The sequence below is a fragment of the ANME-2 cluster archaeon genome (assembly GCA_019429385.1).
GTDB lineage: Archaea > Halobacteriota > Methanosarcinia > Methanosarcinales > Methanocomedenaceae > Methanocomedens_B.
Map to the genome: position 1 here is coordinate 1 of JAHYIS010000036.1, position 23,135 is coordinate 23,135.

Annotated in this window: 26 protein-coding genes and 1 tRNA gene; 11 read left to right on the plus strand and 16 right to left on the minus strand. The window is 46.4% G+C overall.

The genetic code is table 11. From position 1 onward, the window contains the following. The 7 genes from K0A89_10895 to cbiT form a co-directional block, all read right to left on the minus strand. Positions 1-256 (minus strand): hypothetical protein (locus K0A89_10895; protein MBW6518992.1); only part of this gene is annotated, 256 nt, incomplete at its 3' end. A 34-nt stretch (positions 257-290) separates the two neighbouring features. Next, positions 291-977, minus strand: a complete 687-nt coding sequence (locus K0A89_10900) for a precorrin-8X methylmutase (protein MBW6518993.1) — start codon at positions 975-977, stop codon at positions 291-293. After that, entirely contained in the window at positions 967-1,740 is a 774-nt protein-coding gene (gene cobJ, locus K0A89_10905; protein MBW6518994.1) for a precorrin-3B C(17)-methyltransferase, read from the minus strand. The genes K0A89_10900 and cobJ overlap by 11 nt, the downstream gene beginning before the upstream one ends. Further along, positions 1,715-2,599 (minus strand): cobalt-precorrin 5A hydrolase, encoded by an 885-nt coding sequence (cbiG, locus tag K0A89_10910; protein ID MBW6518995.1) that lies wholly within the window; start codon positions 2,597-2,599, stop codon positions 1,715-1,717. The genes cobJ and cbiG overlap by 26 nt, the downstream gene beginning before the upstream one ends. Continuing rightward, entirely contained in the window at positions 2,584-3,321 is a 738-nt protein-coding gene (gene cobM, locus K0A89_10915) for a precorrin-4 C(11)-methyltransferase (GenBank protein MBW6518996.1), read from the minus strand. The genes cbiG and cobM overlap by 16 nt, the downstream gene beginning before the upstream one ends. Next, positions 3,296-3,916 carry a cobalt-factor II C(20)-methyltransferase gene (locus tag K0A89_10920; GenBank protein MBW6518997.1) on the minus strand — a complete coding sequence of 207 codons (621 nt, stop codon included), beginning with the start codon at positions 3,914-3,916 and terminating at the stop codon, positions 3,296-3,298. Before K0A89_10920 ends, cobM begins: the two co-directional genes overlap by 26 nt. Beyond that, positions 3,917-4,456, minus strand: a complete 540-nt coding sequence (gene cbiT, locus K0A89_10925) for a precorrin-6Y C5,15-methyltransferase (decarboxylating) subunit CbiT (GenBank protein ID MBW6518998.1) — start codon at positions 4,454-4,456, stop codon at positions 3,917-3,919. 184 nt (positions 4,457-4,640) lie between these two features. On the opposite strand from cbiT, the gene K0A89_10930 reads away from it, so the two are divergent. The 3 genes from K0A89_10930 (at position 4,641) to K0A89_10940 (ending at position 7,376) form a co-directional block, all read left to right on the plus strand. Then, entirely contained in the window at positions 4,641-6,143 is a 1,503-nt protein-coding gene (locus tag K0A89_10930; GenBank protein ID MBW6518999.1) for a homocysteine biosynthesis protein, read from the plus strand. Positions 6,144-6,147: 4 nt separating this feature from the next. Then, positions 6,148-6,534, plus strand: a complete 387-nt coding sequence (locus K0A89_10935) for a 4Fe-4S dicluster domain-containing protein (GenBank protein MBW6519000.1) — start codon at positions 6,148-6,150, stop codon at positions 6,532-6,534. A 353-nt stretch (positions 6,535-6,887) separates the two neighbouring features. Beyond that, positions 6,888-7,376: a hypothetical protein gene (locus K0A89_10940; GenBank protein MBW6519001.1), complete on the plus strand. Its 489-nt coding sequence runs from the start codon at positions 6,888-6,890 to the stop codon at positions 7,374-7,376. A gap of 49 nt (positions 7,377-7,425) precedes the next feature. On the opposite strand, the gene ccsA is transcribed toward K0A89_10940, so the two are convergent. Next, positions 7,426-9,720, minus strand: coding sequence for a cytochrome c biogenesis protein CcsA (ccsA, locus tag K0A89_10945; protein MBW6519002.1), 2,295 nt, complete (start codon positions 9,718-9,720; stop codon positions 7,426-7,428). Between the two features lie 243 nt (positions 9,721-9,963). On the opposite strand from ccsA, the gene K0A89_10950 reads away from it, so the two are divergent. Next, the gene (locus tag K0A89_10950; protein ID MBW6519003.1) at positions 9,964-10,479 is read left to right on the plus strand and encodes a ferritin; all 516 of its coding nucleotides are present in this window, start codon (positions 9,964-9,966) and stop codon (positions 10,477-10,479) included. A gap of 38 nt (positions 10,480-10,517) precedes the next feature. Here the strand turns inward: K0A89_10950 and K0A89_10955 are convergent, their stop codons facing one another. Next, entirely contained in the window at positions 10,518-11,693 is a 1,176-nt protein-coding gene (locus K0A89_10955) for a hypothetical protein (GenBank protein MBW6519004.1), read from the minus strand. A 136-nt stretch (positions 11,694-11,829) separates the two neighbouring features. On the opposite strand from K0A89_10955, the gene K0A89_10960 reads away from it, so the two are divergent. Both K0A89_10960 and K0A89_10965 read left to right on the plus strand, forming a co-directional pair. Continuing rightward, a tRNA-Gln gene (locus tag K0A89_10960) sits at positions 11,830-11,902 on the plus strand. Positions 11,903-11,925: 23 nt separating this feature from the next. Next, positions 11,926-12,657 (plus strand): glycosyltransferase, encoded by a 732-nt coding sequence (locus tag K0A89_10965; protein MBW6519005.1) that lies wholly within the window; start codon positions 11,926-11,928, stop codon positions 12,655-12,657. 87 nt (positions 12,658-12,744) lie between these two features. On the opposite strand, the gene tgtA is transcribed toward K0A89_10965, so the two are convergent. The 5 genes from tgtA to K0A89_10990 all read right to left on the minus strand — a co-directional run bounded on the left by tgtA (position 12,745) and on the right by K0A89_10990 (position 16,076). Further along, entirely contained in the window at positions 12,745-14,208 is a 1,464-nt protein-coding gene (tgtA, locus tag K0A89_10970) for a tRNA guanosine(15) transglycosylase TgtA (protein ID MBW6519006.1), read from the minus strand. 70 nt (positions 14,209-14,278) lie between these two features. Further along, positions 14,279-14,821, minus strand: coding sequence for an orotate phosphoribosyltransferase (gene pyrE / locus K0A89_10975; GenBank protein MBW6519007.1), 543 nt, complete (start codon positions 14,819-14,821; stop codon positions 14,279-14,281). Next, entirely contained in the window at positions 14,815-15,396 is a 582-nt protein-coding gene (locus K0A89_10980) for a CDP-2,3-bis-(O-geranylgeranyl)-sn-glycerol synthase (GenBank protein ID MBW6519008.1), read from the minus strand. The genes pyrE and K0A89_10980 overlap by 7 nt, the downstream gene beginning before the upstream one ends. A 40-nt stretch (positions 15,397-15,436) precedes the next feature. Beyond that, positions 15,437-15,898, minus strand: coding sequence for a hypothetical protein (locus K0A89_10985; GenBank protein MBW6519009.1), 462 nt, complete (start codon positions 15,896-15,898; stop codon positions 15,437-15,439). A 25-nt stretch (positions 15,899-15,923) separates the two neighbouring features. Next, a complete protein-coding gene (locus K0A89_10990; GenBank protein ID MBW6519010.1) occupies positions 15,924-16,076 on the minus strand; it encodes a hydrogenase maturation nickel metallochaperone HypA in 153 nt (50 codons plus the stop codon). 163 nt (positions 16,077-16,239) lie between these two features. On the opposite strand from K0A89_10990, the gene K0A89_10995 reads away from it, so the two are divergent. From K0A89_10995 to K0A89_11005, 3 genes are read left to right on the plus strand one after another with little or no spacing between them, the layout of a single operon-like run. After that, positions 16,240-16,725: a hypothetical protein gene (locus K0A89_10995; GenBank protein MBW6519011.1), complete on the plus strand. Its 486-nt coding sequence runs from the start codon at positions 16,240-16,242 to the stop codon at positions 16,723-16,725. 45 nt (positions 16,726-16,770) lie between these two features. Then, a complete protein-coding gene (locus K0A89_11000; GenBank protein MBW6519012.1) occupies positions 16,771-17,178 on the plus strand; it encodes a hypothetical protein in 408 nt (135 codons plus the stop codon). Then, positions 17,175-17,867: a cytochrome c biogenesis CcdA family protein gene (locus tag K0A89_11005; GenBank protein ID MBW6519013.1), complete on the plus strand. Its 693-nt coding sequence runs from the start codon at positions 17,175-17,177 to the stop codon at positions 17,865-17,867. The genes K0A89_11000 and K0A89_11005 overlap by 4 nt, the downstream gene beginning before the upstream one ends. A 163-nt stretch (positions 17,868-18,030) precedes the next feature. Here the strand turns inward: K0A89_11005 and K0A89_11010 are convergent, their stop codons facing one another. Together K0A89_11010 and K0A89_11015 are read right to left on the minus strand one after the other, a co-directional pair. Then, positions 18,031-19,050: a hypothetical protein gene (locus tag K0A89_11010; GenBank protein MBW6519014.1), complete on the minus strand. Its 1,020-nt coding sequence runs from the start codon at positions 19,048-19,050 to the stop codon at positions 18,031-18,033. Next, the gene (locus K0A89_11015) at positions 19,034-19,540 is read right to left on the minus strand and encodes a hypothetical protein (GenBank protein ID MBW6519015.1); all 507 of its coding nucleotides are present in this window, start codon (positions 19,538-19,540) and stop codon (positions 19,034-19,036) included. The genes K0A89_11010 and K0A89_11015 overlap by 17 nt, the downstream gene beginning before the upstream one ends. Positions 19,541-19,760: 220 nt before the next feature. On the opposite strand from K0A89_11015, the gene K0A89_11020 reads away from it, so the two are divergent. Together K0A89_11020 and K0A89_11025 are read left to right on the plus strand one after the other, a co-directional pair. Next, positions 19,761-23,003 carry a DEAD/DEAH box helicase family protein gene (locus tag K0A89_11020; protein MBW6519016.1) on the plus strand — a complete coding sequence of 1,081 codons (3,243 nt, stop codon included), beginning with the start codon at positions 19,761-19,763 and terminating at the stop codon, positions 23,001-23,003. After that, the coding region (locus K0A89_11025; protein MBW6519017.1) for a DUF4391 domain-containing protein at positions 23,003-23,135 on the plus strand (133 nt) is incomplete at its 3' end. The genes K0A89_11020 and K0A89_11025, both read left to right, overlap by 1 nt.

A 23,135-nucleotide genomic window follows, 5' to 3' on the forward strand; every position in this document is an offset into this window, starting at 1 on the left:
TGACATTTGAATCAAATACAGGAACCCCACGCTCAGATGGATAGGACATGATGCCGTTGTCGTCCACATTCCATTCCTGTGGAGCATTGTGGTTTCCGAACGAAGCCCACAAAAATGCGATCAGGATAATGGCCGAGCCAACTGCTATGAGAATTCGGGCTCTGCTGGTCTGCTTTTGGGTCTCTGCCTGTTGCTTTTGTCGTATCTCTTTTTTCGATTTGGTTTCAACAGGTAGGGTTCTTCGTTTCTTTGCCATCAGGATGCTAGAATAATCTGGTTATATATCTCTTTTATGATTCTTTTCGCATCACGATCAATTCATTGATACACGCTACTGCCACCGGCGTACCCCCGCGGGTCCCTGTGCAGGTAATGGACGGCACATCAAGTCCACGTACCCGTTCCTTCGATTCGGCGGCGTTCACGAACCCAACAGGCACGGCAACAATAAGCGCCGGCCTGATACCGTACTCGACCATGCGGGATACCGTGATAGCAGCCGAGGGCGCATTCCCGATCACTACAATGGAGTCCTGCAGGTCCTGCCCCACGGTCAGGAAGCCTGCCGAGGTCCTGGTAATACCCAGTTCCTGCGCCAGATCGTCACTGCCCTTTGCATCCAGCACGCATTGTACCTGGCAATGATGCCCGGATTTTATAATGCCAGTCTGCACCATCCTGATATCAGTGTATATCAACACGCTGGCAGATAAAGCGTCCAGCCCCGCCCTGATGGGGTCAAGACCGAATACCAAAAGGTCCTTGAACGCAGGGTCACCCGTGGCTACCACACAGCGCTGTCGTATCATACCTTCAGGACTGTTGTCTTCCACGATCTCTCTGGCAATGGCGCGTCCCGTTTCTGCAATGGTCATGGCCTCAGGGGTAGTGGCGCCGGGTTCAATGCATCTGCGTACCAGTTCCGGGTCTATCTCCTTTGTGTGATGCCCGGCTGTTTTGATTATATCAGTATTCATATTTCTTGTGATACCCCCTGGGTGTTATCATCTTAGAACCCCATATCCTGGATTCGCTATTGCCAATAATTACTGTCGTACTCATATCCACCTCTTCGTCGTGATCCATTGCCTTACCCAATGTGGTTACGGTCACAGACTCGCCTTCCGGGCGCAGTGCATTTTTAACGATACCCACCGGCACCGTATCTGCCCGATGACGCCTGATTATCTCTATTGCCCGAATGTAGTTCGTATTGCGCTGCCTGCTTTTGGGATTATAGATACCGATGACCATATCCGAAGTGGCGGCCGCTGCCAGCCGTTGTTCAATAACATTCCATGGCGTGAGCAGGTCACTGAGACTGATAACAGCAAAATCACTGACTACGGGCGCCCCCAGCAGACTTGCGACCGCGCTCAGTGCCGTCACACCGGGCACCACCTCGATATCCACCTTCAGGTCAGAATGCTGGGCCACTTCCAGCACCAATCCGGCCATGCCGTACACATTGGAATCCCCGCCGCTGACCATGGCTACCTTCCGGTCACGTGCCAGTTCAATAGCTTTGCGGGCCCGGTCAACCTCCTTTCCCATACGTGACCTTATGACCTGCTGGTTGGTGATAAGATGGCTTATCTGGTCCAGATAGGTCCCGTTACCGATAATGACATCTGCACGTTCCAGCACTTCGACGGCCCGCAGGGTCAAATGCTCTTGAGAACCCGGTCCAATTCCAACCACGTAGAGTTTCCCGTTACCGTGCAATTGCGATAGTGACATTGTTGAATACCTTTTTCTTCATGATGAGGGTGTGTTCCCGGCTCAGTGCCAGTGCAGCCGGTTCACATACCCCGGTCAGGCCCAGCCGTTTTGCCCTGGAATCCGACGGGGGATTGATGGAGTTGATAATATTCCCGGGGACGAATACGATATGTCCTCCGATGATGCTGATTGCTTCGATGAGTCCTGCTTCGTGTTCCTTGACATCGGCTGAGGCAAATAATTCCACATCTGCCATGCCCAGCCCTGATTCTGATAATGCTATCTGGATAGCATCCACCACATTGTCTGAAGATACATTGCGCCTGGCACCTATACCTACGATGACCCCCTTTTGTCTTTCACCTCTCTTTTTCTGGAGCACACTAACGTCCGGGTCTACTACAACCACTTTTGGCCCATGTATCTCAATTACCGGCAGGTCAGATGTTAGCAAATGGGAATTGACAGACCGGGTCGAATCCCTGTTCACAATACTGCAGCCCAGCGCCTGCGCCGTCCCTTCAACTGAAGGCCGCCCCAGGCTTTCGGTTGCTGTGGTGATGACGGGATGCGCGCCTGTTCCTGCAAGACGCTGTGCCAGTTCGTTGGCTCCATGATGGCCACCGCACAGGGCTATGGCATAGTTCAGGCCCGCATCTACAACCACTACGGGTGGGTCGGTCCATTTGTCATCGAGAAATGGAGCAAGCTCGCGGACAACAATACCGCATGCCATTACCGCTATGATCGCTTCGTATTGCGTAAAAGCGGTCCTGAACGCATCCTTACTGTAGGGGATAAGGGCTCCGCCAACACATTCCTGTATCTGCTCAGCAGCGTCCCGATTATGTTTAAGATGGACTATTCCGGTGCGTATAGGTGGGACCTCCTGTAATGTACAGGGTCAACCACCCCGCCGATAAGTATCATAGATGAACGGGTAAGGCCTGCCGCCCTGACCCGGGCCGCAATATCAGAAACAGTGCCCCTGATAATCAGCTGGTCATCCCAGGAAGCGTGGTACACCACTGCCACCGGGGTGGCAGGAGGATATTCCACTACCTTCATGACCTCTTCAATCTTGCAGGTGCCCAGGAATACTGCCATGGTGGCGCCGTGTCTGGATAATGCTGCAAGGTCGTCCTCTTCAAGGGTCTCCCCTGCCGGCCGTGTGATGATGAGGGTCTCGCTAACGCCTTTCAGGGTCAACTGGGTACCCAGGGCTGCCGCCGTGGCGAAAATTGATGAAACACCAGGAACGACTTCCACTTCAACATCGTGTTTTGCCAGTTCATGTATCTGCTCAATAATAGCACCGTACAGGGAAGGGTCGCCGCTGTGAAGCCGCACGACCTTTTGCCCTTTCTTTACTGCATCCACCATTGTGCTGGTGAGCTCTTCCAGCCGCATCCCGTAACTGTCAATTGTCTGGCCCTTGCTCGTGTCCAGCAGTACAGGGTTGACCAGGGAACCGGCATATACCACCAGGTCAGCATTCTCAAGCATTCTCTGACCTTTTACGGTTATCAGTTCAGGGTCGCCTGGACCCGCTCCTACGAAATATACTTTGTATTTACCGCTCACGTGGTTTCCTCGCATGGATCATACTGAAATAATCTGCTTTTTCAGGCATATTTTCTTTACCCTTTATGATAATTTCATCTTCAGTGTACAACTTCTGGGCAAGGACGAATTCTTCAAATCCTTCATCCACCAGTCCATTTACGATCTGACAGGGACGCCGGGCTTTCAGGACGATCCTGTCAGTGAAAGGTGAACCGTCGCTTACCTGGAATGAAGATTCTATTTCAATACCGGCCCTGGCCGCAAATGCTGTAATTGAGCTGATACCGGGAATGGTCTCTATGAAAATATCGGGATGACGTTGACAGATGAGCCTGCGCAGGTGGGTGAACGTGCTAAAGAAGTTAGGGTCACCGATAAGGCCGAATGCTGCCAGTCCAATCCTGGCATGCTGTGCTACAAGGTCAGCGTTCTCTTCCCAGTGTGACCGCAGAACCTTTTTGTCCTTTGTCATGGGAAATTCAAGCAGTTGCGGCCTGGCATAGGGTTCGACCAGCTGGGCAGCCAGGCGGCCCGGTGCAAAGACAATATCGCTGCGTTTCAGCATCGCTATTGCCTTCAGGGTCAGGAGTTGCGGGTCGCCGGGACCCAGTCCAACACCTACCAGCATTCAGGGTACCTCCTTTTGGGTATCGCCTACAATGATGTAGACCGGATTTATAGGTTTGAATGCAATATCATCCGCCAGTGGATAACTTTTTGCCACCTGGACATGAACCGCTTCCTCGAAAAATCCTCTGTCCTGCATGGTCCTGATGATGGTGGCGGCAGTCTGGAGGCGAACTGCATTCACTACGATCCTCCCCTGTACCTTTTTTTCAAGTACTCCGAGCACGCTGATGATATTCCGGGTGCCGCCTATGAATGCACAATCCAGGACGGGCAGCACATCCAGAGCCAAAGGGGCTTCCCCGTTAATTATCGTAATATTGTTGACAGCAGTTGATTCTACATTCCGCCGGGTCGCATTGATGGCTTCTTCCCTGGAGTCTATGGCATAGACCTCTGCTGCCACTCTGGATGCCATGATGGATATGCACCCGGTACCACAACCTATGTCTGCGAAAACATCGTTTTTTGTGAGTTGCAGCTTTGAAAGTGATATGGTAGCAATTTCGGGTTTGGTGGGTCCGCCCTTTACGAATTCCATGTATTTGTCGCCTGTAATCGTGAGTAAAGTAAAGTCAACTTGATTTGGGTCAATTTAACTTGTTATAATATATAAAGTATGGGAGTTTATTTAAATCGAGGGCTGGAGTATAATCAGGCACAAAATCCGATATTATCGCAAGTAATATATACAATATGATTTTATTCCGATTTGCGTGATTATCATGTCAAAGAAGACTATTCAGGATATTAATGCAAGAATCACTGACGGAAGTGTTCATGTTGTTACTGCCGAAGAGATGCCGGGCATCGTGGCAGAACTGGGGGCTGATGGCGCGGCCCGTGAAGTGGATATCGTTACTACCGGCACCTTCGGAGCCATGTGTTCCTCGGGAGCTTTCCTTAACCTTGGTCATTCCGACCCTCCCATCAAGATGCAAAAGGTATGGTTCAATGACGTGGAGGCATACACGGGCCTGGCCGCAATCGATGCGTATATGGGAGCAACCCAGCTCAGCGAGAGCAGGGGTATGGAGTATGGCGGCGGCCATGTCATCGAGGATCTGGTGGCTGGAAGATCAGTTGATATCCATGCCACGGCCTATGGTACTGATTGCTATCCCCGCAAGCTGCTGGACACCACAGTGACCATTGACGACATTAACCAGGCAACGATGTTGAATCCCCGCAATGGCTACCAGAAGTACAATGTAGCCACCAACTGCTCGGACCGTACCCTGTATACCTATATGGGAACACTGCTGCCTGATTGCGGCAATGCTACATATTCAGCTGCAGGCGTACTTTCCCCATTATATAATGACCCGACCTACCAGACCATCGGCGTGGGGAGCAGGATTTTCCTGAGCGGGGCACAGGGTTATATCACTGGCCAGGGTACCCAGCATGATCCCACCAATAATTTTGCGACCATAATGGTCCAGGGCGACATGAAGCGGATGAACAAAAAGTACGTGAGGGGGGCTACCTTCCATGGATACGGCACGTCACTGTATGTGGGTATTGGCATACCCATACCTATCCTGAACGCTGATATTGCACAGGCAACTGCCATTACTGATGCTGACATTACCACGAATGTACTGGACTACGGCGTGGCGCGCAGGTCCAGGCCCATTCTGCGCAAGGTAACCTATGAAGAGCTGAAGTCAGGAATGATAGACATTAACGGCAAAGAGGTTACTACGTCGCCTATGTCCAGTTTCCATGATGCCAGGGCTATCGCCGAAGAATTGAAGGATTGGATAAAGAAAGGTGAATTCTATCCAACTCTTCCGGTCGAGAACCTTCCCAATACCGGTGTGGTGTTCAAGCCCATGAAACAGATGGGGGAACAGCCTACTGTGGCCGATGTAATGGCCCAGCGGGTGACCACTATCAGGCAGGGCCTGACCGTTGAGGATGCTGCCAGGGCTATCACAGAGGGGAATTTTAACCACCTTCCCGTGGTCTCTGATGAGGACAAGCTGGTAGGTATAATCACAGCATGGGATATTGCCAAGGCCGTGGCCAAGAGCAAGCGGGACAAACTTGATGATATAATGACCCGGAATGTGGTCACTGCCGATACCTCTGAGCCTGTTGACACGGCAGCAAGGAAGCTGGAACTGCATAATATCAGTGCCATGCCAGTGGTGAATAAGCACAGCAAGGTTGTGGGTATCATCACGAGCGATGATATCAGTAAACTGGTGGCAAGGAGGTAGAGAGATGAAATTCATATTACATGCAACCCCGGAAATAACCCCAAAACCTCTGATCGCAGAAGTTATACTGGAAACGGGGACACTGCTGAACATTGACCGGGCTGATGTGAAATCCAGCGGTGGTGAAGTGATAATTGACGTACATCAGGACAGGTATAATATAGTCACGGCAGCTTTCAAGAAGCGCGGTGCTACCATCACGCCTCTTGAACAACCTATTATCAAAGACGATGATGAGTGTGTCAACTGCGGTGCATGCATCTCGGTCTGCCCCACGGGAGTTATATCATTTAACGATGACTGGACCGTGCAGATGGAAATTGCCAAGTGTGTACAGTGTGGTGCGTGCGTTATCATGTGTCCACAGGGTGCATTGAAGGTTAGCAAGTGAAAAAAAAGGTAAATCCTACCTGAAAAGAGGCAGGAATGACCTGTCTCTCTTTTTTTTGGTTTTTACCAGCTAATCTATTGTGGTATTATTTGTAACGGTACAATCGTTGCATTCCATTTTTATGTTCTTTACATAAATTTGACAACATGACTGAATACACATCATTATTATTATGATAAGCATAAAAAAATATAAGACTATGAAGAACAAATATGTATTAGGTGATTCTTAATGGCTAAAAAATGTGGTAAATGTCGATATTGTGATATCGAGGTTTCTATAAGCGAGTCCAAGATGCATGTTCGAAACGTTCATCCTGATAAATACGATGAATTCAAGAACGATTTCGAGGATTGGAAAAAACAACCTCTGAAAAAGATATTGCAGCCGAAACTCCTGAAGCAAATACCGTTACTCAGGTTACCGTAACAAAAACCGAAGCCCCGGCAGTTGAAGCAGAAGCCAAAGCCCCGGTAGTTGAAACCGAAACCAAAGCCTTAGCGGTTAAAGTTAAAACAGCAAATTCGGTAGTTGATTCTCTCAAGTCCAGCACAGGTTTGGCACTCAAACAACTCAAATTATCATCTGAAAAGGTGCTCGGTCAGGTCAAACCAGTTTCCCAAAAAGCGTATACACAGGTCAGAACAACCAGTGAAAAAGTGCTCGGTCAGGTCAAACCAGTTTCCCAAAAAGCATATACACAGGTCAGAACAACCAGTCAAAATGTGTTCAATAAAGTGAAATCAGCTTCCGGGAAAGCGTATGTTCAGGTCAGGACAACTTTAGAAAAAACTGTTGAGCAGACGAAAGCATTCTATTTGAAAACAAAAACGAAATCCTGATCAAGGTTATAATCCGCGAAAAAAAAGAAATTGAGGCCAAAATATTCAGTTACTTGTTGGCCTCAAGTTCATCCATTAGCATCTTTTCATACTTATCAGTGGCCTTGCCCTGACTCTTCTTACCGGTCACAGGTTTCTTTTTCGCTTCCTTCCTGACAGGAACAATCCGCTGTCCCGGTCCGGGTACTTTAACACCCGGACTGAACGCCTGCTGGTGGGCAAATACCAGAAGGGAACCAAAACACATCATTGCTGCGCCAATCCAGACGAAACTGATTAGGGGGATCTGTTTTACCACAAAATTGTAACCACTGCCTGCCCGGCCACCATATTTTACATGATACGTTGTGAATAGTTGTTCATCATCCATGATCTTGGTCCACTCAACCCGTTCAGGTGTACCATCCATGTTTTCGTCATATAGTTCTATCCAGTAGCGCACCGCGCCAGTGGATATGACCCTGTCATCCCGGTAAAGGTTGACAAAGAACGCGTTCTTGGTCAGCCCTTCGACCATCCTGTCATCAGTTGCCTCCTTATGGATCGGACCGCCGGTATCTGCAGGAATTAACTGGAAACCAAGCGGATTGTCAGTATAGTCCTTGGTCGTACCGAAATCGTCCAGCAATCCGGCACTGACATACTGGATATCCCCTAATTTAGAGTCTGCATAATTTACCCGGTAGGTCACATCAAAGGACTGGCTTACAATAACACCTAAAAGCAGGATAATAGTGCCCAGATGTATCAGGGTGACACCTGTCGGTTTTAACAGCTTTTTCTTATCCTCCGTGTTTTTGGTGTCCAGAGTGAATTTATATAATATAGCAACCAGCGAGAATACGAATACCGGCACATAGCTCAGCAAGGATATGCTGCCGAGCATCTGGGTGAAACCCGAAGCCGACCGGTAGAAAGGGCTGGAATGATTTATCACATAGTATTCGGGCCGTCCGTCTGGTATTACAAAGGCAAGAACAATACTAAAGAGCAATACAACAGCTGCAACCATGAGATACTTCTGTGTCCCGATCTTTTTCACAACGGACTTATAGGGCAGGCATATGCCTATAACCAGCATCAACAGCATGGTGAAAGGGTATGCCAGGGTATTAAAGAACTCCCGTTCCGTGGCTGTAGCATTCTGGTGCATCACAAGCTTTGAAAAGATAGGTGCTGTGATACCAAAGAAGGCAACAAAAGACAGTACCAGGAATACAATGGCAGTCAGGTCGAATAGATTGGACTCGGACAACAGTGGCCCGCTTGCTCCTCCCTCATCCTTTGCATCCTTTATCCGCATAAATGTCATCGCTGCCACTCCGACCAGTAGCAGTACCGTTACCCAGAAGAATATGCTCCCACTGGGCAGTGCACCAACATCATGGGTGGATGAAACCGAACCACTGCGTGCCACCCAGCCTGCATACAGGGAACCGGTGAAGGTAAGTGTCGCGAACATGGGTGTAAGATTCTCATACGCACCCTTGGTCCTGTATTTGTAAGCCATGTGCACGAACATGGTTGTAATCATCCAGACCAGGAAAGGTGTGGTCTCGTAAGGGTCCCATGCCCAGATATTGCCTGTACCGGAAAGTGTACCCCACTGGGCCAGACCGTATATCCATGCACCGCCTACAACAAGGGTAATTGACATTGTGAACCATGAGATCCGTATCCACTGGCGCTGTACTCTTTCCCACTGCTTGCCAAATCCTGGTGTTATCAGGTATGAAAGTGCAGCAGCAAAAGGTATGAGCGTGGTGGCATAGGCCACGAACTGCAAAGGCGGGTGGATTGCCATAATGGGGTCCTTGAGTATGGGGCGCAATCCTGCTCCTTCTGCAAAGGCATAATCAACCGGCAGGTTGTACTGGCTACCCCAGATCTCGAACCAGGTCTGGAACGGGTACAGGCTGGACTTGTATACAATAACATAGATGAATATGGCACCAACAGACAGCATTATTATCTGCATTCTCCTGAAGAAGGGTGAATCCAGGTCGTAGCGCTCGCTTATCCAGAGAGCCTGCAAGAATACAAGCGCAGCCCAGAACACCATTGCACCATCCTGAACCGCTATGGTAGCGGCCAGCTGGTAGAAAGGACTGAGCAACGTAGAAGAGTTCTGGGTAACATACGTGAACCTGAAATCAGATGTCAGGAAATAATATATCAACAACAGCATAGAAAGTGTTGATAGCAGTGCCGATATCCTGATGGTCCACCTGGCCGATCTGGTGATGTCTTTGACACCCGAATATTCACGATACAGAAGCAGTGCTATGGACAGAAGACTGAACAATAGCGTACTGTTCAAGAGAAGGGTTCCGTAATTCGTCATTTAAATCTCACCGCTATTTGGTTGAATGAATTTGAACTATATTTAATCTCCCTTAAATATATAGACCATTTTAGGATTCTAATCAGCATGCTGCAATATATTTTTCTATACTGAAATTACTTTACATTAAGTGTCAACTACTAGGATTTTATATTACTTTAAGGTTTTGTGGAAATAACATTTAATCGATGTTTATCGAAAGACTTTAATTTCTATAACCGCATTGAAAACTGGGGCAATACAATGAAAGTATTTAAATGCAAGATATGCCAGGAAGGGTACCTGGGAGATGCCGCACCTACACACTGTCCATTCTGCGGTGCCCACCAGCCCTACCTGATAGCGGCAAAGGATTTTGAAATTCCTGAATACACCTTGACCGATGTTTCGCGCAATAACCTTGAAGAGACACTAAAACTGGAGGTAGGCAATGCTGAATTCTATTTCTGTGCCGCCAGTCGCGCAGATAATGTGGCTGATGCCACCATGTTCAAGAGACTGGGCAAGATAGAGTCAGAACACGCTTCCACCATTGCTAAGGAACTGAATATTCCCGTACCTGATATCAGCAGGGACAAGAACATGTGCAGTGATAAGAACGTGGGCAACCTGGCAGAATCACACCAGAGGGAAGCAAACGCCATCACCCATTATACCAGCTTCCTGCACGAGGCTACCGAAGAGCGGATTAAAGAGGTATTCACGGCAATAATAGAGATTGAAAAGGACCATCTGAGCCTTACCGAAGGCAGGTTTTAGAGTTGGGGATATCCCAACTCCATATGCCTTGTTTTAATTTATTGTCTGGCTCGCTGATATTTTATCCCGCTCAGTAATACGGCACAGATACCCGGCAAGGCTCCAAATCCCGGCATTCCGGTTGAAGGTGTTGCCGTTGTATCCCCCGTTGCTTCCGACTCCACAACGATATCGATAGTATGCTCGGAGAATTCAGGGATATACATCATTATCTGGGCCCGCTCTCTTGACTCCCGGGATATGTAACACCGGGCCTGGGTGGCATTGAATACCATATCAGGGTCATCAACACGTTGCATGGGTTCACCGTCATAATATATCCTGAGCCTGTCCCTTTCCTGCATCATCAGTGATGTATTGTCCAGATTGATTGCCATCATTTTATCTTCAGGGTCAGCACAGTTTACGCGAAGACGTATTCTCTCATTTGTCATTGATTGCATTTGCACGCGCATCCGTTGTGAATAGTCCACCACACTGATAGAACCACCCTTGCCCAGGCTAACCTCTGCACCGGTCCTGTTTTGTGTCATCTCCCTCGCAAATGTCCTGTGCATCTCACCTGAAGAATGCATATTGACCGGAATGGCCCGCACCACTACAGTACTGTTCCCTGTCGCATCAATGGATACAATATCACCGGCCACGGTAATATCACAAGACCCGGTACTGCACACGATATACACCTCAATATCACTGGTTTTGATAACTACCATAGTATCTTCTTCGAACGCGGTGACATCTTTGGCCAGGTCGAAGTCAACAGAATAATCATCCTCACTTCGTATGGTTATCACCGCAGCCGGGTTGTCATGCACATTGACCGTCGTCGTGCCATCGACATCAGTCACATGTGTAACCGCACCGGTTACCTCGGTAGCATCATATTCGAATCCATCAACTTCAATGGAGTCAAATATGTCTGTGCCGGCAATCCCGTAACTGGTTATTGACCCGGTCTCATTGTCCACCCCAAAGGTGATGTACTGTCCATACATTCCTGCATTACTATGCATAAATCCCATACCCTGCATGCCTGCACCATGACGCATTTCACTGCCCTGCATCATCATTTCAGAAGCAATCCAGCCGTTCTCAGGACGTGGTCCCTTTCTATCCTCTTGCGGACCACCCATTGCCGAAAGGGCCGGGCTGCTCAAAAAAATGAACACGAATACTATTCCTGCGATTCCAATTATATAGTTACGATTCATGGAAATCCTCCCACATTTCATTTGTTAAAAACTCCCGTATCAATACATGGTATGTTTGGTATATAATATTTTATCTGATTATTTTATCGATTCATCCGTTAGACTTATAGGTAACAAGTGATATTGAGATATTCGAAGCCCGGTAGTGTAGCGGTCAATCATTGGGGGCCCTGGATCCCCGGACCTCGGTTCGAATCCGTGCCGGGCTACTATTCAATCTTATTGCGTCCAGATGGCAGTGATACCAGTGACACAAAAACAGGATTTGGTTTCTCTTGTGGTGCCTGCCTATAATGAAGAAGAACGTATCCGGGAAACCCTGGATGAATTATACGGTCATTTTTCTCGCATCCCCCACGAGATCCTGGTGGTCATGGACGGTTGCACAGATAACACCCATGATATCGTTGAGGAATTTACCCGGAGCCACTCCACTATCAGGTCTGTGCTCTATCCTGTCAAACTGGGCAAAGGTGGCGGGATCCTTCTTGGTATTAAGAGTGCACGGGGAACTGTCATAGCAGTGGTGGATGCAGACGGGGCAGTGCCGCCCCATGATGTGGGCCGGATGGTAGATATGGTGGCAGACGGAATTGACTGCGTCATCTCATCCCGGTACCTGCCCGGTTCGGTGATACATACAGCCCAGCCCTGGTACAGGATTCTTGCCAGCCGGGGATTCAATTCCCTGGTGAAACTGCTGTTCAGCCTGCCTTTCAAGGATACCCAGTGCGGCTGCAAGGTGCTACGCGCAGAAGCCGCCCGAACCGTGGCTGGAGAGATACAGACTTTTGACTATGCCTTTGATGTTGAACTGCTCTGGCGGCTGGGACAGCACGGGTATACTATTATAGAGGTGCCGGTGGAATGGCGGCACAGGGAAGGCTCGAAACTGGATTTGAAAAAGGTCATCCCCCAGATGTTCTCGGCAGTGATTAAACTGAGACTGAAAAGAGAAGGCTGAAACTGGAAAAGAAGACCGATGCCTGGAAATGGAAGCTTCCAGAAGCTTGCAAATGCTAAATAAAAACTGCAACAGGGCTGTTTTGACTTAGATAGACCAGCTATGGCTTGCCATCCGGCATATTTCTTCTACCAGGGGGTGGTCCCAGGACGTGCGGTACACGAACGAGAACTCAGCATCCGGATTAAGCTGCATCAGTTTTTTCGTGTTCAAAAGGGCATTGGTCAGGGATTCATGGTCCGGAACCACAGGCACCTCTGCATTCAGGGGGTAGGTCTCCTGTAATTCCACCGGATATGCCCCGAACGGTGGTTTAAAGTGCAGCACATTATCGTATTCGGATTCGTTCTTGAGCCGCCCGCCCGGTCGTATCAGCACGGTACCGGCCAGTTCCAGCCTCTCAAGCCGGCTGCCCCAGCGCATGACCTCCGGGCGGCAGGTGGATTCGGGACCGCAGTAGAAGAATGTTGATTTGGTACTGGGGTCGAACTGCTCGAGCCACCCGGCATGGGTAACAGCCCGCTTCAGGCCGTCAAGCATCCTGGGATGGATGCGGGCCCGCCTCTCCACCAGTTCCCATAAATTGCCATCCCTGATAGATTGTTTCACCAGCCTCATCTCAGCAAAGGTGGCATACAGGTTGTGCCTGGCCAGCAGTTGGGTCCTGTCAGGACTTGACCTGATCCCTGCGGCAGTATGACTGCTGCAGATGGGACATGAGCAGGGTAAATAGTTCAGGTCCTGGATATGGTAGGTACCCTCAGCTGTCAGGTATCGGTCATCTTTGGCATACAGGGCATAGGCAGCCGAATCGAACAGGTCACAGCCCAGTGCTGCCGCCAGTGCGAACACCATGGGATGCCCGGCGCCGAACAGGTGCACCGGAACTGATGACGGCAGGCCCTTCTTTGCACTGACGATAACATCCACCAGTTCGGCATAACGGTAGGATTCCATCAGCGGCACTACTGCCCCGATAGGATAAATATCGAATCCTGCTCGTCCCAGTTCCCTGCCTGCCTGTTCCCTGAGGTCTGTATGGGTGCCTCCCTGGACCGGCGCTGCCAGCAGCATCCCTGAATCCTTATTCAGTTCCAGGGCCTCCATGAGTCTCGCATTGGTGATTGCCAGTTCCTGCGCTGCCTGTTCATGGTCCGCACCGGGCGATGTGGGTATGTCCAGCGGCACCCCGATATCAGTACCGATGGCATGCTGGAAACCGATTATTTCGGCATTGTCCACCTCCACCTCACCGTAGACGCTCAACTGGAACGAGCCGCTGTCTGTCATCACAGGACCGTCAAATCCAAGCAGGGCATGTACACCTTCTTCGACAGCACGTTGCTTTAATTCGGGTTTGCGGTAGATGATATATGAATTGGTAATAAGTATCCGGGCCCCAAAATCCCGCATCTCCTTTGCAGGTATGGTCTGGATATTGGGGTTGATGACCGGCATGATGGTAGGTGTTTCTACAACTCCGTGAGGTGTGGTAAGGCGGCCAATCCTGCCTGCCGAGTCCCTGTGTGTGATCTCAAAAATGTCTGGCATATGCGTTCCCTGAAATGAATAAATGAAGTAATCCTGTGTAACGTAACGTTTTATGTAATGTAAAGTATTATTACTGCCCCAGCAGGTCGGATGCGGAAACCAGCGGTACCAGTTTTACATCCAGCGCGTTCAGACCGCTCTGTGCCCCCTCATCCCTGTCCACAACAGTGATTACCGTATCCACCACTGCCCCTTCGTCCCTCAAAGACCGAATGGCCTCTATCACAGAACCGCCCGTGGTCGTGACATCCTCTACCATGAGCAAGCTTCGCCCCTCGATATCACCAATGAACCGCCCTCCTGTACCGTAATCTTTCAGGGATTTGCGGATGATCACCAGGGGCAGGCCCGATGCCAGCGATACTGCGGTAGCCAGTGGTATCCCGCCAACTGCAACCCCGCCTATGGCCTCAACGCAAATGTTTTGCTCTTTGATAATTGCCATTATCCTGCCTGCTATCAACGTGAGCGTTCCCGGGTCTGAAGTGGCTTTCTTGATGTCGATATAATACTTACTTTTCCTGCCTGAAGCAAGGGTGAAATCGCCGAACTTCACGGCTTTGCAGTCCTTTAATGCCTGAATCAGTTCATTGTCCATACTTTTCACTACCATGGTTCGTTCTTGACCTTTATAAGATATCCAAACACATTCGTCATAAGGTGCAACAGGGGTGTTATCACCAGTACCGTCACCAGTATCCAGGATGTGAAATAGGTTTTGAACCAGACCGGTGCGACTATGAACGTAAGTACCCAGGCTCCCAGTACAAAATCCAGCTGGTCGGCAACCGGGAACATGGCACCCCGCTTAAGGTTCAGACGACGCTTGATAAAACTCTCGGCACTATCGCCCAGAAGCGCGCCCAGTGCCATCAGTCCGACCACCAGCATCGTGCCCGAAGAATATGCATCAAGGGCTGACTGGAAGAATGGCCAATCAGAGAGTAAACCATTCTCTGCAATACGTGGCGCCACTCCTATCTGGATGAGCCCTGTCACCAGCCCGCATACTGTCCCGGCGACCAGTCCCCGGAACGTTTTACCGTCCCCGAGTATGCGCCGGCCATCCCTGAAATTCCTGCCAAGGTCCATGGGCATACCACCCCCGAACACGGCAGCCATGGGGTTTGCAGCATATGCCGGCAGCATGAGCCATACAGATGCAGCTGCAATGTCGATGAAGGTCATGCTGCCTTAATAGTCGTTTCCGATGTTAAAAGTATTGAATTCAGACCGTGAACGGGATACGTTCGATACTGCCAGAGTTCATGTTCCTGAATTCCACGCCGCCAGGGACGCCCACTATCTCCACACCACTGAACTCGTCCACACCGCAAAGCACATCCTGTTCCGGATGGGTGCCCGGCGTGATATCGCAGCTTATACGGGTACGAGGGCCCACAGATACCACGATCTTAAGCCGTTTTGATGCAGGATGGTGTTTCGGGAGTACGATTAATGGCGTGCCCACTTCCCGGATCATGTAAAGTACGCATTTAACGCCGTCAAGTGTGGATTTTTTAGTGTCGAACCCCGAAGAGACCAGCAGGTCGTCAGGTTCCAGTCCCAGCACTATCTCTTCTTCATCGGTCTCAAGAAAAAACAAGTTATTTGTTCCGGCTTTTACAATACCGATAACCCCGCTATTGCCGCGGAGCATCAGCATCTCGGTATCATGTAAAGGTATCATAGGTAAAAAATATGTTCATTGAACTTCACACCACTTCCACGTTCCTGGACTGGCATGTGGGACAGATAATCCTCTTGCCCATACCCTGGAACTGGTTTCCGCAATCCTTGCATTTACAACTCTTTGTATCAAGGGAATCCGCAACATCTACACCGAATGCATCGCCTACACTGCACATTGATATTTCACCTCCGGAGGGAATAGAATAAATATATACATGTTTCAATGGGAAGATGTTATATTAATTTTTCTGATATAGCTGTGTGTCGTGTTCGCACAACCATATAAAAATATTATATAGATTAAATGTTAATACCAATACAACTAAACTACGTGATATCATGAAAAACCTGACAAACCTGTTCATCATAACATCACTCTTCCTTGCGGCAGTACTCCTCAGCAGTGGCTGTACTGACCGGGAAACCGGGCAGGGAGCCGAATTATTGACGGTGAATTCAACCAGCGATATTGAAACATTGCTTGAGAAGGGACCGGTTTTTATTGAGATAGGGGCTGGTTGGTGTCCCAGCTGTGTTGAGCAAAAACCTATTGTCGAAGAACTTGCATCAAAGTATGAGGATAGGATGGCTTTCGTGTATATCGATACTGAAAAACAACCCCAGCTTTCAAATTATTTCGGGGTATATTACATTCCTGACCTGACCATGATCGTCAGCTCAGATAATGGTAAATTCACCTACCTGACACGATTGGGTACTTTGACGAATGACCGCCAGGAAGCCATGATGGTTGGCCTGACATCCAAAAAAGTACTTGAGGTGACCATCCAGGATGCGCTCAGACTCAGAAGTACTCAATCATGATTCAATTTCAAAAATCTTATGTGTAACAATACCGGTGCAATCACAATGAAGCGAATGATACTACTTTCCCTTACGGTCCTTATCATATCTGCATTCACGGCCGGATGCATGGAAACCCGTGAAAAGGCTCCTTTGAGTACACCCGAGATCAAAAACGCAATAGATACACGCGATACTTTTGTCATCCTTTTCTTCTATGACCCTTCATCGGGTACAAGCCAGGACCAGCTTAACATACTGTACAGCCTCAAACAAAACCACACCGATTCAGTGATAGTGCTCCCTTATGCAATAGATAACCCGGAAAGTTTTACTGCTAAAGAAGGTTACCGGGTAAGGACAACGCCTACCACCGTTGTCATTGACGATAAAGGGTATATCCTGAAAACATTCACCAAGATCACCTATGAGAATGTTTTTGAGGATATGATCCGGCAGGACGCTAACGAATGACCATTCTTCTTCAAATAGAAAACGTATTATCAACCGTGGACCTGCCACTCCCGCTCCTGGCATTATTAGCCGGCATTATCAGTATCCTTTCTCCCTGCATACTGCCTCTGTTACCTGCAATACTGGCATATTCCACTGGCAGGGGTAAGTTCAGGCCACTTGCCATTGTTGCAGGCCTGATGCTCACCTTTACGCTGATGGGCATGACCATGGCAGCTTTTTCAGATATTCTGGTCCCGTTTCAACAATATATCAGAATAGTAGCTGAGATTGTGATCATTTCCCTGGGGATAACGATGCTCATGGATATCAACCTGGAGCTGTTCAACCGTATTCCAGGCAAAGTGAATATCAATCCGGACAGGGAAGGGGTCACGGGTGGATTTATTCTGGGCATGTCTCTGGGTGTTGTATGGATTCCCTGCACCGGTCCGATCCTTGCTGCGATACTTATGGGTGTGCTCCTGAAAGGAGGAATATTGTATGGCGGGTTCCTGCTTTTTGTATATTCACTGGGTCTGGGGATTCCCATGCTGCTGATCGCCTATGGTATCAATGTATCAGGTAAAAGGCTCAGTACTCTATCACGCTATGACATGATACTGAAAAGAGGTGCAGGTGCCGTATTGATTGTGCTCGGGCTCTGGATGGTATACTCTTACCATATCAGGTCATTCTTCATTGGGTAGATAATACCATAACAAATATATATATATATTATTAAATAACTTGCGTCAATATTGTAGATTGATCATTCCGAATTAACATATAATAAATGAATACAGATGTCGCTTACCATCATGCTTTTTTCAAAAATCGAACAGCGTGTTCTCCACACCAACGATACCGCCTTTACCCCTCCACCCCCAATCCCATCAGCTCCCTGCATAATTCACAATCCTCCTTAAACCTGTCAAACAACCCCCCATCCTGGAACACCAGTTTCAGCGAATTATCATTCCAGGTCTTGTGACTGTATTCCCCATAAATAACCACAGAATTACATTTTACAAGCCCGCATACCTTTGCCAGGTAAAATATCAGGTCGCGCAGCTGGTATGGAGTACACTGGTCCACATCTATGGATGAGGGATAGGTCAGGTGGAAACATTCAGGCCCTTTTCCCATGCACAGTTCGGCCATGTTGGTGTCTGCAGTGAGTATGAGGGGGAATACATGCTGGTTGCTGTCCTGGAAGGTCCTTATGGCTTTGACGATGATGATATCGTTTCTCTCGCTATAGGTTGTGGATGGTTCCCCGGCCTTTGTTTCGAGTACATTGTCGCGTATGCGTTTGTATTCCCTCATTGCGATGTATGCGGCTTTTCTTGATTTTTTGGGTTTGCGGTTCTTGAGTTCATCCAGCAGTTCACCGTGGTAGAGCGCATCTTCTTTCATCTCGTAGATGAGTTTTGGGAAGTACTTGTGGTTGATGGATGATTCTATTTCGTCATATACGGTATCCACGACCAGATAATGCGGATTCGGGATGTCCAGTTTGGAGAAGGCGGCCTGGTAGAAAAGATTGGTATCGGGAGCAAAGTAGATGGTCCGGTCCAGCTTGTTGAGGGCACTGAGTTTTTCCCGGAATTCAGCCATGTTGTCATACTGGATCATGCCGCTCAGGAGCATGCAGTACTTGATGTCATCGAATGAGGGAAGCTCGTCTATGTGGGTGCTGTATTCATATAATTCCTTGATCACCTCTGCATCGGATTGCACATTGATGTGGTAGCCGTCCCCGGACGGTCTGGCTTTTACCATCCTGAGGTCGTACAGGGGATAGTCGATGAGAAGGGTATCCCTGGCTATGAGGTTGAGCAGTATCTGCAATTCATTGCTGTGAATGATGATCTCATTGTTCTGCTGCATGCATGGCCCTCACTGCCTGTTCTTTAAAGTCGTTGATATGTTGGGTCTGGAACGGGATCATCATGAACGGTGCCGGTGTAATGTCCCTGACCGACAGGTAGAATACATGGTCCACATCCGAGAGGGTGATGGGCAGCAGTGCTCCTGTTACGAGGGTCTTTCTTCCGGGCGTGATGTCCAGTGCCACGGTATCGCCTGCTTTCTTGTGCTCTTTGATGAGACGGGAAAGGCATTGCACGGCTTTGATAAATTCATCATCTGATTCCACCTCGCATTCGGCCTCCGAGATGACCTGGTGGTGGATGGCTGGAGTTATCCCGAAGTGGCTTGAGGTCAGGGCGAGGCCCTGTTTTGTGAGTTCGAGGTTGCGGATGTGTTCAGGGTCCGGGATGGTTTCTGCTATCAGGATTATGTCATCCGGATAATACTGTTTTTTTTTCAGGACTGCGTAATAGCTGTTCAGGACTGCCCAGATGGAACGACCGAGCATGGTGATGTAATAAAAAACTGCTTACTTTTGAATATAGGATACTTGTACAAAAAATTCTAATATGCGACAAATATAAATAGGTTCACTTAATTTATTAACTATTATAATATGTTAACTTTATTATTCTTGCCTATTTAAAATAACGCAAAAATTTCAAAATGAATAAATCCTGATGGCTTCGGTCAAATTGACAATTATTTAAAATTAACCGAAATAAAATATGAGAATCATTGACAATATAAAATTGAAACTCGGAGATGAATTAAAGATAGAATTAAATGGTTCATCTAAAATTAAATTGTGCGCCGCTTATTTCTCTATATATGCATTTAGTGAGCTTAAAACACAATTATCGCAAATCAATGAATTCTCATTCCTTTTCAATTCACCAACGTTTTTTCAAGCTGATAGTGGAAATAAAAAACATAAAGAATTTTATATTCCTCCTTTTGTCAGAGAAAGAACTATTGCAGGAGGAGAGTTTGAGATCAAATTAAGAAATAGTCTCAGTCAAAAGGCAATTGCAATAGAGTGTAGGGAATGGATTGAGAAAAAATGTACATTCAAAACTTTAAGAGAAAATGCCAGGACAAATAATGGTTTATTTCTAGAGAATGGAACTGATTCCATTGCATACACTAATTTTGATAGCTTTACTGCTGATGGTCTGGGGTATGAACAAAACAATGGATTAATAAATCCTATGTATCCCAAAATGACCGGGGAAACCGCAAAACAATTCATCGAGCAATTTAATCAGATATGGGACCATAAAGATTTAACCAAAGATGTAACTGAAAAAGTGATTAACTATATTTCTTCTGTCCATAAAGAAAATCCCCCAGAATACCTTTATTTCATAATTCTATTCAATATTTTTAATGAATTCTTAGAAGATATTAATGAGGATAATCTCGCAAATGAAAAAACAGGGTATAAAGACACTATGATATGGAATACAATGTATAATTTCCAAAAAGACGCTGTTCTTGGTGCGATTAATAAACTAGAGAAATTTAATGGTTGTATACTTGCAGACAGTGTTGGTCTTGGGAAAACCTACACTGCACTTGGAGTTATCAAGTATTACGAACTCAGGAACAAACAAGTATTGGTTCTTTGTCCAAAGAGGTTATCTGAAAATTGGACTCTTTTTACTTCAAATTATAAAACAAATCTACTTGTTGATGATCGGTTTAATTATGATGTTCTTTTCCATACAGACTTATCCAGAGATGGGGGCGAAAGTAATGGAATTAATCTTGACTTGATAAATTGGGGAAATTACGATCTGGTAGTGATAGATGAAAGTCATAATTTTAGAAATAACACTGCAAGAGCAGATAGAGATACTCGATATCAGAAATTAATGAAACAAGTGATCAAATCCGGGGTTAAGACCAGAGTACTCATGTTATCTGCCACTCCTGTTAATAATAAATTCTTAGATTTAAAGAATCAACTTGCATTAGCGTATGAAGGTGATTCGGAAAATATTAGTAAAGAACTCAATATATCCAAGGATATTGAATCTGTTTTCAGGGATGCTCAAACCATATTTAACAAATGGTCTAAACTTGAAGCGGATGAAAGGACAACTCAAAATTTATTGAATTCATTGAGTTTCGATTTCTTTGAATTATTAGATTCGGTAACAATTGCCCGTTCAAGGAAGCATATTCTCAAATATTATGATACAAAGGATATTGGGAAATTTCCAACTAAAAATAAACCAATTAACAAAGATTTTAATTTGACAGACATAGAGGATTTCCCTACATTTGAAAATATATTCAAGGATTTAAGTTCTTTGAATCTTGAAATATATACACCATTTAGCTGGATTCTCCCTGAGAAAAAAGCATTCTATGAAGAAAAATATGATACACAATTAAAAAATAAATCGTCGCTTAAACAATCTACCAGAGAAACCGGTATCATGAAATTGATGAGAGTCAATCTCTTGAAAAGACTGGAAAGCAGTGTCGAAGCCTTCAGGATAACTCTTACTAAATTGAATACTAATATAACACAAACGCTTCGGGAAATTGATCGATTCAATGATTCTGGCTCAGGTAAAATAAGCAATATAGATCTAAGTGGTGTAGATGCTGACCCTGGTGATGAAGGAAATGACGATATATTTAATATCGGGAAAAAAATCACAATCGATATTGCAGATATGGATGTATTGTCCTGGGAACGGGAATTAAGAGCGGACAGTGAAATAATTTCCGGATTATTAAAAGAAGTAGAAAGAATCACCCCTGACAATGATGGCAAATTGAATACATTGATTGAAACTATTGAAGAGAAACTCAAAAATCCTATTAATCCGGGTAATAAGAAAGTTATTGTATTTTCTGTATTTGCGGATACTGTCCATTACCTTTATGAGCATGTTTCTGAACATTTTTTAAGAGAATTCAATTTACATTCTGCATGCATCAGTGGAACTAAAACAAATAAATCCACGTTAGATGTAGGCAGAAAAGACATGAATCGAATTCTTACCTGTTTTACTCCAATCTCAAAGAAAAGGAAAGAAATCGGTCTTGATATTGAAGGAGATATCGACATACTGATAGCAACAGATTGTATTTCAGAGGGGCAAAACCTGCAGGATTGTGATTATCTGATCAATTATGACATTCACTGGAATCCTGTACGAATTATCCAGAGGTTTGGCAGAATAGATAGGATTGGATCGTTAAATGAATATATACAGCTTGTGAATTTCTGGCCTCCTGTTGATCTTGATGAATACATAAAATTAAAGTCAAGAGTTGAGGGGCGAATGATCGCTGGAAATCTTGCAAGTGGCGGTGAGGAAAATGTCATCTCAAAAGAGGATTCTGTTGAATTGGAATACAGGCACAAACAGTTGGCAAAATTGAAACAGGAAGTTGTTGACCTGGAAGATATGGAAAATGGTGTCTCAATAACTGACCTGGGATTGAATGATTTTAGAATTGACCTGGTTAATTACTTCAATGAAAATGGAGATATTAAAAATGCACCGTTCGGGTTGCATGCAGTTGTCAATAAAACTGATGATTTTAACGAAGGTGTAATCTTTGTATTAAAAAACCTCAATCGTGAGATCAATATCAATAATACAAATAGATTACATCCGTTCTATCTTGTCTATATAGGAACAGATGGAGAGATAATATCCAATCATCTGGATGTTAAAAATACACTGGATATTTTAAGGGCACTGGCAAAAAACAAGCCTGAACCTGATTATAAATTATGCAAGCAATTCAATGACCGTACCAAAGATGGACAGAATATGGGTGAATATTCGAATCTACTGCATAATTCGATAGAATCAATTATTACTGTAAAAGAGGATGCTGATCTAAATAGCATATTCAGAGCAGGCGGGACATCCATCAGTACGAATGAGATCAAAGGACTAAATGATTTTGAACTTATTTGCTTTTTGGTGGTGCAGTGATGTTCCCTGAAAGTACCATAATCGGAAGGAAGATACCTAAAATAAGCTTTTATGAGAATGTTGTCCTCAGCTCTTCTATTAAGAAAAAGTTTGTTGAGCAGATAGATAAAGTTGTCTTTACGAATAAGTTTT

What these genes read in the sequence shown, in the direction of transcription:
- K0A89_10950 (MBW6519003.1), top strand. Translation starts at nt 9,964, where the DNA reads ATGAAAGTATTTAAATGCAAGATATGCCAGGAAGGGTACCTGGGAGAT.
- K0A89_11000 (MBW6519012.1), top strand. Translation starts at nt 16,771, where the DNA reads ATGAAGCGAATGATACTACTTTCCCTTACGGTCCTTATCATATCTGCA.
- cobM (MBW6518996.1), bottom strand. Translation starts at nt 3,321, where the DNA reads ATGCGAGGAAACCACGTGAGCGGTAAATACAAAGTATATTTCGTAGGA.
- K0A89_11020 (MBW6519016.1), top strand. Translation starts at nt 19,761, where the DNA reads ATGAGAATCATTGACAATATAAAATTGAAACTCGGAGATGAATTAAAG.
- K0A89_10955 (MBW6519004.1), bottom strand. Translation starts at nt 11,693, where the DNA reads ATGAATCGTAACTATATAATTGGAATCGCAGGAATAGTATTCGTGTTC.
- cobJ (MBW6518994.1), bottom strand. Translation starts at nt 1,740, where the DNA reads ATGTCACTATCGCAATTGCACGGTAACGGGAAACTCTACGTGGTTGGA.
- K0A89_10965 (MBW6519005.1), top strand. Translation starts at nt 11,926, where the DNA reads ATGGCAGTGATACCAGTGACACAAAAACAGGATTTGGTTTCTCTTGTG.
- K0A89_11005 (MBW6519013.1), top strand. Translation starts at nt 17,175, where the DNA reads ATGACCATTCTTCTTCAAATAGAAAACGTATTATCAACCGTGGACCTG.
- K0A89_10980 (MBW6519008.1), bottom strand. Translation starts at nt 15,396, where the DNA reads ATGACCTTCATCGACATTGCAGCTGCATCTGTATGGCTCATGCTGCCG.
- K0A89_10990 (MBW6519010.1), bottom strand. Translation starts at nt 16,076, where the DNA reads ATGTGCAGTGTAGGCGATGCATTCGGTGTAGATGTTGCGGATTCCCTT.
- K0A89_11010 (MBW6519014.1), bottom strand. Translation starts at nt 19,050, where the DNA reads ATGCAGCAGAACAATGAGATCATCATTCACAGCAATGAATTGCAGATA.
- ccsA (MBW6519002.1), bottom strand. Translation starts at nt 9,720, where the DNA reads ATGACGAATTACGGAACCCTTCTCTTGAACAGTACGCTATTGTTCAGT.
- K0A89_10900 (MBW6518993.1), bottom strand. Translation starts at nt 977, where the DNA reads ATGAATACTGATATAATCAAAACAGCCGGGCATCACACAAAGGAGATA.
- K0A89_10920 (MBW6518997.1), bottom strand. Translation starts at nt 3,916, where the DNA reads ATGCTGGTAGGTGTTGGACTGGGTCCCGGCGACCCGCAACTCCTGACC.
- K0A89_10935 (MBW6519000.1), top strand. Translation starts at nt 6,148, where the DNA reads ATGAAATTCATATTACATGCAACCCCGGAAATAACCCCAAAACCTCTG.
- K0A89_10930 (MBW6518999.1), top strand. Translation starts at nt 4,641, where the DNA reads ATGTCAAAGAAGACTATTCAGGATATTAATGCAAGAATCACTGACGGA.
- cbiT (MBW6518998.1), bottom strand. Translation starts at nt 4,456, where the DNA reads ATGGAATTCGTAAAGGGCGGACCCACCAAACCCGAAATTGCTACCATA.
- pyrE (MBW6519007.1), bottom strand. Translation starts at nt 14,821, where the DNA reads ATGGTAGTGAAAAGTATGGACAATGAACTGATTCAGGCATTAAAGGAC.
- K0A89_10985 (MBW6519009.1), bottom strand. Translation starts at nt 15,898, where the DNA reads ATGATACCTTTACATGATACCGAGATGCTGATGCTCCGCGGCAATAGC.
- K0A89_10995 (MBW6519011.1), top strand. Translation starts at nt 16,240, where the DNA reads ATGAAAAACCTGACAAACCTGTTCATCATAACATCACTCTTCCTTGCG.
- tgtA (MBW6519006.1), bottom strand. Translation starts at nt 14,208, where the DNA reads ATGCCAGACATTTTTGAGATCACACACAGGGACTCGGCAGGCAGGATT.
- K0A89_11015 (MBW6519015.1), bottom strand. Translation starts at nt 19,540, where the DNA reads ATGCTCGGTCGTTCCATCTGGGCAGTCCTGAACAGCTATTACGCAGTC.